Source organism: Moraxella sp. (genome assembly GCF_024227015.1).
In the GTDB taxonomy this organism is placed as follows: Bacteria; Pseudomonadota; Gammaproteobacteria; order Pseudomonadales; family Moraxellaceae; genus Moraxella.
In genome coordinates, this window is the sequence record NZ_JAAELD010000405.1 from 1 (window position 1) to 1,836 (window position 1,836).

Below are 1,836 nucleotides of genomic sequence, written 5' to 3' on the forward strand. Positions count from 1 at the left end.
GATGATCTTGCCTTTGCTTGCATTCATCGTTGTGGTGTTGTTGGGGGGTGGTTTTATCTTTAGCCAAGCAGAGATGGTGGCTTCGCCCGATGGGTCGCTACCGCCTGCAGTAATGGCCATCATTGCGGTCATCTACGCTGTGATGCTGCTTATTTTTCCACTCATGCAAGGCTATATTCATCGCGCCATTTGGGGTAAATTAACCTTGGGGGACAATCGTTTCGTCTTGGTGAACTTTAGCCCATTAAAATTCGCCTTCATCAGCCTAACCAATGTCATCGCAACCGTCCTAAGCGTAGGCTTATTGCACCCTTGGGCAGCGGTGAGAATGCATCGCTACAAGACTGAAACCCTAGCCTTGTCTGTGGTGGACGACTTCGAAGCACTGACCACGCCGAGCGCGGACAACGTCTCGCCTTTGGCAGAAGAGATCAGCGACGTGTTCGACTTTGATGTATCTTGGTAAGTGAGTCTAGCATGAAGCAAGCTGTGACCGTGCGGTATTTTGACGGGCAAATCAGTAAAGCGCACACCGCTCAAATTCACCCTGTATTCTATCAGGGTCAGGCGGATGGTTTTATGGTTGTCTGGAGAGATGCCGATAACGCACATCAAGAGAAGCGTTATTTTGCCAAGGACTGCGAATATCTGCCCAGTGTGGATAATTCGCCACACGCCATCATGCTGTTCGATGGGGCGCGCATAGAGTTTCTAAGCGCACCGCCCGACTGGATCGAACTGCAGCATCGTTCGCTGTTCGACAACATCACCAAGATGGAGAATCGTTGGGCGTGGATCGGTACTGGATTGGTGATATTGTGCGTGTTTGTCTTTGGGCTGTTCCGTTTTGGCATTCCTATGGCGGCGCACCACATCGCTCAGAGACTGCCTAGCGATGCTCTCATGGAGGCGGGCAATCACGCTGAAGAATACGTCTTGGAGATGACCAAGCCCAGCACCCTGCCTAAAGCACGCCAAGATGAGATCAAGGCTCTGTATGATAAGCTAGATGCCAACCCACAAGCCAAAATCATCGTCAGAAGTGGCGGCGACATCGGCGCCAATGCACTGGCCATCCCCAATAACACCATCGTCATCACCGATGAACTCATCAAGCTTAGTGGCGATAATCACGAAATCCTAGCCGTCCTAGCCCACGAGCAAGGGCATCTGGTGCATCGCCATAGTCTAGAGCAGGCCATCTCAAGCCTTGGCATTGGAGTACTGGTTGTCATCATCACGGGCGATACGTCTGATATTCTGCTGGCATTGCCCACAGTGCTTGCGACCACGCAATACTCTCAAAAAGCAGAGATGGAAGCGGACAAATATGCTATTGATGAGCTTCAGCGATTAGGTATATCACCGATTCATCTTGCTAACTTTTTTAGAAAGCTGCAAAAGGAGCACGGCGAAGGTCATGGGCATTGGTCGATATTATCCACCCATCCCGATACCAATAAGCGCATCGAACAAGCAGAACAGCATAGCCAATAATCCAACACAAAAAACCGCTCCGATTGGAGCGGTTTTTTATGTTTAGGTGTGATAGCCTTTTGGGTTTTGACTTTGCCAACGTCGCTCCTCTTGTGCAAGCCAAAGAAACAAAAAAACTACCACGATATGTAAATTGTGAACATTTGCAAGTCTGAAGAACTTAATAAACACGTGCGATTCATATATGTATTAATTATGATTATTTTTCCGCCCCACCCCAAAATACCCCCCCTTTAAACTTCACATTTCAGCACAACTTTCCACATTGGCATCAAAAACAGGCGCACCCCTAGCAAGGCGATTCACATTCAACCCCTCAAATCGGGTTTGGCTAAAAAC

Annotated in this window: 2 protein-coding genes; both read left to right on the plus strand. The window is 48.9% G+C overall.

Annotated elements, in window-relative coordinates:
• Positions 1-466, plus strand: a 466-nt coding sequence (locus GY683_RS09470; protein WP_297288491.1) for a DUF898 family protein, incomplete at its 5' end; no start/stop codon positions are given.
• 11 nt (positions 467-477) lie between these two features.
• The gene (locus GY683_RS09475; protein WP_297288492.1) at positions 478-1,497 is read left to right on the plus strand and encodes a M48 family metallopeptidase; all 1,020 of its coding nucleotides are present in this window, start codon (positions 478-480) and stop codon (positions 1,495-1,497) included.
• Positions 1,498-1,836 lie beyond the last annotated feature (339 nt).

Bases quoted from the DNA above. Each gene is read 5' to 3' on its own strand.
- GY683_RS09475 (WP_297288492.1), top strand. From the start codon at position 478: ATGAAGCAAGCTGTGACCGTGCGGTATTTTGACGGGCAAATCAGTAAA.